This is a genomic window from Alkaliphilus peptidifermentans DSM 18978 (assembly GCF_900101495.1).
Lineage (GTDB): Bacteria > Bacillota > Clostridia > Peptostreptococcales > Natronincolaceae > Alkaliphilus_C > Alkaliphilus_C peptidifermentans.
Genome location: NZ_FMUS01000052.1, coordinates 1 through 8,314 on the forward strand (window position 1 = coordinate 1; position 8,314 = coordinate 8,314).

Genomic DNA, 8,314 nt, shown 5'->3' on the forward strand with positions numbered 1-8,314 from the left:
ACATTTCTTTTGCCAATTCAGTAAAGAAGGCAATGGGATCATCGTATTTACCTTCAAGGTCATCCAAATACCCCAAGCTTTTAACTTTTCTTTGTTTGGTTTTACCAGTACCAGGCTCTCTGAACCCTTCAACGATAGATAGGTAAACACGGCCGTTTGGTCTTTTATCTTTTTTTAAGAACATAATAATCATCACCCAATACAATTATACCATAGAACAACATAGAATAACAGATAAAAGTATAAAATTTGACATAAAAAATTCCTAGTACACATTAGTATTACCAGGATTGGTGTTTTATCATTTAATTATTAGGTGTAAAACTCGGGAAGGAACATAATAAAATTATAGGTATGTTATCTTCAACTATTATAGATTTAATAAATATCATTTGACTTTACCCGTTAAAAATGATATATTTTGTTAAAGATAAATATACCTTTAAATCGGTCCCGTGAGACTGAAAAGGGCTTTAGCTTAAACAAGCTATTTCTTTGGTGTATACAATGTATAAACACCCCTTTAGTCTACGGATTGAAGGGGTTTATTTATTGCCTTTAATTTGGTCCTGTGAGGCTAAAAAGGGAGTGTAGGCTCCCGCAACAAAGAAAGGGAGGAATATATATGAACTTATTAGGTCGACATTTAATTGATCCGAATGATTTTACCCTTGAAGAAATTCAACAAATTATTAATCTTGGTTTAAAGATTTACCACAATCCACAAAATTATACAGAAATATGCAAAGGAAAAATCCTTGGAACACTTTTTTACGAGCCAAGCACGCGAACAAGATTAAGCTTCGAATCTGCAATGTTAAAAATGGGTGGAACTGTACTTGGCTTTTCTGATGCCAATACAAGCTCAGTAAAAAAAGGTGAAAGTATAGCTGATACAATACGTTGTATGGATGACTATGCAGATATACTTGTAATGCGTCATCCTCGTGAAGGTGCTCCGTTGCTGGCATCTCAATTTTCGACTGTCCCTCTAATAAACGGAGGTGATGGTGGGCATCAGCATCCTACTCAAACTTTAACAGATTTAATTACTATTCAAAACTATAAAAAAGAAATACAAAATCTTAAAGTGGCTTTTTGTGGGGATCTACTCTTTGGTAGAACCGTTCATTCTCTTCTTAAAACCTTAAGCCGCTTTCCAGGTATTAGCTTCGTTTTAATCTCTCCTGAAGAGCTGCGGATTCCTTATCATCTTAAAGAAGAAATGATTCAAAATTATCAGGTTGAAATCATCGAAACAACTTCATTGGATGAACACCTTCCACACATTGATATTCTCTACATGACCAGAATCCAAAAAGAACGTTTCTTTAATGAAGAAGACTATGTAAAGCTAAAGGATAGTTATATTTTAACTAGAAAAAAGCTTGAGAATAGTAAAGAAGACCTGTTAATTATGCATCCATTACCAAGGGTGAATGAAATTAGCTATGATGTTGACGAAGACCCGCGAGCTAAGTACTTTCAACAGGCAAAACTAGGAGTATATGTGAGAATGGCATTAATGGCATCTTTATTGGGGGTGGATATATAATGTTAAAGGTTGCAGGAATAGAAAATGGTATTGTTTTAGATCATATTACATCAGGAAAAGGACTTAAAATATTTGAAAAGCTAAATTTAGATAAGCTTAACACTCCAGTTGTTTTATTAATGAATGTATCCAGCAAAAGACTTGGTACTAAAGATATTATAAAAATCCAAGACCATTTAGACATAGATTTAACTGTATTAGGTTTGATCGACCCAAATATTACTATTAATCTTATCGAAAATTCTATTATAAAGGAAAAGAAGGACATCAATATTCCTAAACGTATCAAGGGTCTATTTAAGTGTAAAAATCCACGCTGCATAACATCCGTTGACGATTATGCGGAGGCAGAGTTTACGCTAGTACCTAACGGTAAAATTCAGTATAGATGTAGCTATTGTGAAGAATTAACTGAGTATAAATTATAGAGTAGAGTTATAAAAAAACTACATTTCCAAGGAAATGTAGTTTTTTATTGCGGAATTTTATCTATTGCCTTTTTGTAGCAATAAATAAAATCAATAAATAGGCTATATTTACTATCAATGATGCAATTACTGTAAATAAGTTGAAATCAACAATTAGTCTAGGAATCCAATAAAATGGTGTTAAAGCAGCAACTGTACTAAACCATCTTATATCAAATATATCTGCCACGGCTATTATACTGAATATACCAAAGCCTTTAGCATAGGTAAGCCCTTGAACCTTATCGGCAGCTAGATTATATAAAAGATACCCTATGAATACTGCCTGTAGCCCTGCTAAAAAACTACTTATCAAAAGTGGAAGTAAGCTTACCTGATATATATTCATAATGAAATAGGCTGCTATTGAATAAAAAATGCTGGCACCAAAGGGGAGCATTAGCCTATTTGTAATATATCCTTTAAAACCTATGGGAGTGATTTTTATTAGCTCCTGTATCCTAGAATCCCTTTCATCTATCATTAAGAATCCAGCAACGGGTCCCAACATTAATGGGGTCATAAGGATACTTAAAGAAAGTATGTATCCATAATAATCTGTTAAGTCCAATGAAAAATGTTCATATACAATTGGAGTAAGAAAGCTTACTAATGATTTGAACAATACAGGATAAAATGCTGGTAGTATAAAGAACATTACTAAAATAGGATCCCTTACAATAGTCTTTAAATCTGCTTTAAAGGAAGTAGATATAATCATTTTACTCACCCCTTAATAATATTCTTAATGAAAAACTTTTCAACCTTCAATAGGATTAAGCTATTTACTAAGATTAAATAGCATATATATCCCATCACTTCAATAGTTGTTATTCCATTAAATGCACCGTACACCAATTTAAACCCAGCAATACTTGGTAATAGCTGTAAAATCCATATGCTAGGAATAAAAAAGTACAATAATGTTGGTATAGTCAAAACAAGCATATAGGGAACCATCTTAATTAAATATTGATTAATTGTTGTACAGCCATTGGTTACAATAAACCCATATAGAGTAAAAAATACTGATGTTAAAAATATTCCAAAAAACAATAGAATCCAGTTAAAGCTCTCTTTGTAAGTTGCTAATGCTATGGCAAAACCAGCTACTTCTGCTAAAAATGCAAGGGAAATCACCTTTGAGATTAAGTATTCTCTAGGCCTAAGGGGTGTTACAACAAGATACTGCAACACTCCTTGTACCTTTTCCAACATAACTATACCACCTATAAAGAAAAAGCCTACAAAGGATGGATCGGTAAAAACAACAATAGGCACTACATAGCTGGTAAATCCATTAGGAAGCTGACTAATCAAAATCATGTAAAACAAGGTCAATATTACATAGACAAGATAGAAGCCCTGCTTAAATTGAAATTTCATATCTGCCTTTAATGCACTTAATATCCTCATATAAGCTCCCTCCCTGTAAGCTTAATGAAAATATCCTCTAAAGTTGCCTCTTGACTATGAATAGTCTTAATGTTTTTGGTCTTTAAAATCTCAAAAACTCTTTGATTGTTCTTTATTTCTGTCATATGAAATTCTTCTATTCTAGTTCGATCTCCATCGTAATATTCTATTTTCATGGTATGGGTGCCATATTTAACCTTTAGTTCATTTGGACTATCAATCACAGAAATTGCACCTTCTACTATGAAGGCCACTTTATCACACAGCTGCTCTGCTACTGTCATATTATGAGTTGTTAAAAAAATCGTTTTTCCCTGTGCCTTCAATTCTAAAATCATATCTTTAATAATCTTAGCATTTAAGGGATCAAGACCAGAGGTGGGTTCATCGAAAAATAATAGTTCAGGGTCATGAAGTAGGGAACGAATAAAGTTTAAGCGCATCTTCATCCCCTTTGAAAAGCCCTCAACCTTTTTATCCCTATCTGGGAGTAGCCCCACCCTTTCCAATAACAAATCAATACTTTGAGGCTTTTTTTGATAATATGAGGCAATTAACTGTAAATTTTCTACAGCTGTCAGCTTTAGATAAAGATTTGGGAAATCAAAAGCTACACCAATTTTTTCGTAAAATTCCTGTCCCCACTCCCTTCTTTCCTTACCCATTATTTCTACACTACCTCTATAACCCTGCAATAGACCTATAATAATTCTTTGTGTTGTAGTTTTACCAGCTCCACTTGGTCCTAAAAATCCTAAAATCTCTCCTTTTTTTATACGAAAGTCTATCCCCTTTATAACCTTGCTTGTTGCTTTTTCATAGGAAAATTCCAAGCCTGACACTTTAATCATAATATTACACCCCTTTAGTGATCACTCGATCGTTTTTAAGTTAAAAATTTTTATTTCCATTCACCCATTAATCCCATCGTACCAATAAAGTATATAAGAACATGTTCTGTTATTAGTTGTTTTCTTAGTTCTTCATCTTTATATTTTTTCATAATCAAAAGAATTCCACTTAAAAATTGTTCAGCAATAATATCTGCAATCTCAATATGAATGTAATCCGATTTAAATCGTTCTAAATGCTCAATAAAGTGCTCCTTAAGAAGTTTTAATAATATCTCCTTTGTGTTTTCGAATCTGGTTCCTTTACTCCCCTCAATTAATAATGTAATCTTATCGGTAAAAACTGGTATTATATGTTTAGTAACCTCCGACAGCACACTACGCCATTGTCCTATATCTGTAGTTTCCCAAAGGTAATCGGGTCTCTCGATATTATTATGGTGTTTGATGAAGTAAATAAATCCTTTATATTCCTCTTCTACCAACTCTTCAAAGAGGAGTTCCTTACTTTCAAAATAGTTATAAAAATTCCCAATGGTGGTACCGGCTGCTTTTACGATTTTCCTTAAGGAAGCGCCTTCAAAGCCCTTTTCTAAAAACTCCTTTTCTGCCTCCTTTAGTATACTAAGTCTTATTTCATCCTTCTTAATTTGCATTAAAAATCACCTGCCCTTTTTTGATTTTAACAAGTATTTCATATATTGTCAATAACAAAAGCATCTGTTTTAGAGGCAGATGCTTCAGACTGAAGACAAGGTAATGTTTTTATGACAGACTCGATTTTTAAAACTTAAGTAAATGATAAGTACATTAGCCCCTGAGAGATAGACCACAGCATAATACATTGGAGGTTAGAATGAAAAGAGCGCGAAGATAATCAGGCAAGAGTTTTCAACTGTTTGAGCGAAAGCGAGTTTTGAAAGCTCCTGATTATCTTTAGCTCATTCCAGACTCGGTTCTGAGCAGATTTACGTAGTTTTGAAAATATCAGAGTTTGTCTACAACCTAAAGCATCTGTTTTAGAGGCAGATGCTTTTGTTACTTAATTCTATTTATTCAATTCCACTAATATTTGATTATAGGTTTTACCAAACTTAATCATATTGGCTAAAACAGGCCATACTCCTTCATGCTCGAAATCTTTTCGCCAGGCTGCAATTCCAGCTAAATCATATTTTTCCACAAGGGTGGTCTTTAATGCCAAGGATCTCTCATTTTCCAGCCACACCTTATAGGTTTTACCATCATTTTCGTACTCTGAGTAGTATTGTCCTGTTATTTCGTCCCAATCAATTTCCGCATCATTTTCTACTAATATTTCTTTGATTTTATCCATACCATAGGCCCTAGAGGAAACCTTCACCCTGTTACCCGGAATCTTTTCTTCCTCCCATAATCTTGTATAAAAGGGTAGCCCCAATAATACCTTTTCATTAGGCACAAGCTCCAATGTCTTTTGAATACCCCTTTCAACCCAACCGATTGATGCAACAGAGCCACTCTTTGGACTGGCTGCCCAGTGTTCATCATAGGTCATTACTGCCACATAGTCAACAATTTCTCCCAATTTAACACGATCGTATACCATCGACCAATTTGGACTGGTGGAAGGTATCGTAACGTCAATGGATACTACAAGATTATCTTTCTTTAACTTATTAGTAAGTCTTTCAACAAAACTGGTAAATGTATCTTTATCTTTATAGTGAATATTTTCAAAATCAATATTTATACCATCTAATTGATATAATCCACTATAGAAAAGGATTTGTCTTATAAAATGCTCCTGTGCCTCTTGGCTGGCTAAAAACTCACTGGTCATATCTGGGTCAAAGCTATTGGTAACAAGCCCCCAAACCCTATATCCCTTTTCATGGGCATCTACAACATAGTTTTTGTCTCCTTTATTCATCAATGTTCCGTCAGAATCAGTCATCTTAAACCAGGTTGGGGATACAACATCTATCGCATCTAACTTTTCTTCCCCTCGCCTATCCTTGGAAAACTGATGTACATAGTCCCAAACCAATCCTATTTTCCCCTCAGGCTGCCATTCTTCTCTACTTTTAAATGCCTTTTCAGCCTGTCCCCTGAGATCCTCATTCTCTACCTCAAGCTTATCTTTTCGTACATATCCAAATTTGCCTTCTAGTGTGCGAACAAAGTAATAGTTTCCAGACTGACTAAAAATATTTACAGTTTCACCTGTATTTATTGATGTCACCTTGCCAGACACAAGTCTAGGCTGCTGTAAAACATTAATTTTTTCAATTGCTTGTCCTATAAAACCATTAGAGTTTATGGAATCAATAATAACAAGTCCACTTTCTTCTATATAATTCACTTCAATACCTATTAGATTTTGTAGAAAGGCCAATGGTAAATAATAATTACCTTCTTCTTCCTTCAAATTAAAATTCATGATAAAATCTTTTTGTTTTACAAATTCATCTAACTCACTATTTTCAAAATAAAATTCAGTTAATTTCGAAGGTATGAAGAACCTTTTTTCTTCAGTGATAACATCAACAAAAGGATATATAAATCTATCAACTATATCAATGGCAACAAATACATCACTCCCATCGATTATTGTTCTACCTTGAATTAATTCATTATCTACAATTAAAGTATCGGTTCCTTCTTGATACTGAAAATGACTACCTTCTACCATAAGGGAAAATCCAAATGCTCCCACAATAATAAGAACAACTAAACAGATCAAAAATAATATTCCCTTCTTCATATTGATGCGCCCCCTCATTCTCTGGAGGTATTACCTCCTGCTTATGTATCTTATAAAAAAACTCCTGATTTCATTATACAGGAGTTTTTTTACTTTCAAAAGGTCCAAATGGTACCACTTATATCTTACTTATTGCGATACTTCTTCTGGTGATAGGGTTCCTTTAAGCATTTTATATAATTGAACAATATCTGTATGAACACCCTTCTTTGAATCATATTTTCCTATCTTAAAAGCAAATTCAACTGAAAAACCTATAGTGGTGGCAGTAATCAATGTACCTATTCCTACGGGTCCTCCCAGTAGAAATCCAGTTATTAATGCAGTGAATTCTATTATTCCTCTAATTAACCAAACAGGTTTATCAGTAAGTTTTACCAACCCCTCCATTAACCCATCTCGAGGTCCAGCACCAAGTCTCACTTGAAGGTAAAAATAGGTTGCCCAGCCGGAAATAAATACCCCAATAATCAGCATAAGCCCTCTACCAAATAATGTTGTAGGAGTATTTATTATATTTAAGCTATCAATTACATCAATGAAAAAGCCTATAAAAATCATATTTCCAACACTGCCAAAGCCGGGTACTATTTTAAGTAAAAATGATAATAGTAGTATAATTAGTCCCACCAGTTGGGTTACCTGACCCAAGGTTAATGGTGTATGATTAGCAACCCCCATATGAAATACACCCCATGGATTCATTCCCATTCCTGCATCTCTCATTAGTAATATGCCCATTGCGTATAATATGAAGCCAAAGAAAAGTGAGGGCATTTTTTTCATCAATTCCAACCATTCATTTTTTATTACCTTCTCCACTGAAATCCTTCTTTCTATAGTTTTTAGTGTATCGAAATATTATTTTATATTATAATTATACACATTTTAGTGGAATTATTAAAGAAGAATTCATATAATAAGAAAACTGTCCTATTAAGGACAGTGAGACTGTTGACAAAGTCCACCTGAAAAGGGTGGATTTTTTTTTATTCAAAAAGGATTTATCCAATCGATGTCGAATATGTATAATGAGGTGATGAATTATGCTTACTAAAGCTAAAGATAAGCAAACTTCTTATGAGTTTGTTATGCTCGAAGAGCTAGTTAAAGAAGACCATTTACTAAGAAAAATAGATAAATACATTGATTTTAGTTTTATCTATGACGAAGTCGAAGAATTGTATTGTCATGATAATGGACGTCCATCTGTTGATCCAGTAGTTCTTTTTAAAATGACTTTACTTCAGTACCTTTACGGTATTCGTTCTGAAAGAAG

At 33.6% G+C, this 8,314-nt stretch carries 9 protein-coding genes and 1 pseudogene; 3 read left to right on the plus strand and 7 right to left on the minus strand.

Annotated elements, in window-relative coordinates; all coding sequences use genetic code 11:
- A pseudogene (locus tag BLP68_RS20800) lies at positions 1-184 on the minus strand (IS1634 family transposase); the annotation flags it as partial.
- Positions 185-625: 441 nt separating this feature from the next.
- On the opposite strand from BLP68_RS20800, the gene pyrB reads away from it, so the two are divergent.
- Positions 626-1,555: an aspartate carbamoyltransferase gene (pyrB, locus tag BLP68_RS20805; protein ID WP_091547648.1), complete on the plus strand. Its 930-nt coding sequence runs from the start codon at positions 626-628 to the stop codon at positions 1,553-1,555.
- Positions 1,555-1,983 carry an aspartate carbamoyltransferase regulatory subunit gene (locus BLP68_RS20810; protein WP_091547650.1) on the plus strand — a complete coding sequence of 143 codons (429 nt, stop codon included), beginning with the start codon at positions 1,555-1,557 and terminating at the stop codon, positions 1,981-1,983. Before pyrB ends, BLP68_RS20810 begins: the two co-directional genes overlap by 1 nt.
- A gap of 61 nt (positions 1,984-2,044) precedes the next feature.
- Here BLP68_RS20810 and BLP68_RS20815 read toward each other — a convergent pair whose 3' ends face one another.
- The 6 genes from BLP68_RS20815 to BLP68_RS20840 form a co-directional block, all read right to left on the minus strand.
- Positions 2,045-2,743 (minus strand): hypothetical protein, encoded by a 699-nt coding sequence (locus BLP68_RS20815; RefSeq protein WP_091547652.1) that lies wholly within the window; start codon positions 2,741-2,743, stop codon positions 2,045-2,047.
- 5 nt (positions 2,744-2,748) lie between these two features.
- Positions 2,749-3,438, minus strand: coding sequence for a fluoroquinolone export ABC transporter permease subunit (locus tag BLP68_RS20820; protein ID WP_091547653.1), 690 nt, complete (start codon positions 3,436-3,438; stop codon positions 2,749-2,751).
- Positions 3,435-4,289, minus strand: a complete 855-nt coding sequence (locus BLP68_RS20825) for an ABC transporter ATP-binding protein (protein WP_091547655.1) — start codon at positions 4,287-4,289, stop codon at positions 3,435-3,437. The genes BLP68_RS20820 and BLP68_RS20825 overlap by 4 nt, the downstream gene beginning before the upstream one ends.
- 50 nt (positions 4,290-4,339) lie before the next feature.
- Positions 4,340-4,945 (minus strand): TetR/AcrR family transcriptional regulator, encoded by a 606-nt coding sequence (locus tag BLP68_RS20830; RefSeq protein ID WP_091547656.1) that lies wholly within the window; start codon positions 4,943-4,945, stop codon positions 4,340-4,342.
- 392 nt (positions 4,946-5,337) lie between these two features.
- Positions 5,338-7,035 carry a glycosyl hydrolase family 18 protein gene (locus tag BLP68_RS20835; RefSeq protein WP_176759140.1) on the minus strand — a complete coding sequence of 566 codons (1,698 nt, stop codon included), beginning with the start codon at positions 7,033-7,035 and terminating at the stop codon, positions 5,338-5,340.
- 129 nt (positions 7,036-7,164) lie between these two features.
- On the minus strand, positions 7,165-7,857 hold the full coding sequence (locus BLP68_RS20840) for a YczE/YyaS/YitT family protein (RefSeq protein WP_176759141.1): 693 nt from the start codon (positions 7,855-7,857) through the stop codon (positions 7,165-7,167).
- Between the two features lie 224 nt (positions 7,858-8,081).
- Here BLP68_RS20840 and BLP68_RS20845 point away from each other — a divergent pair.
- Positions 8,082-8,314, plus strand: a 233-nt coding sequence (locus tag BLP68_RS20845; RefSeq protein ID WP_176759142.1) for a transposase, incomplete at its 3' end; no start/stop codon positions are given.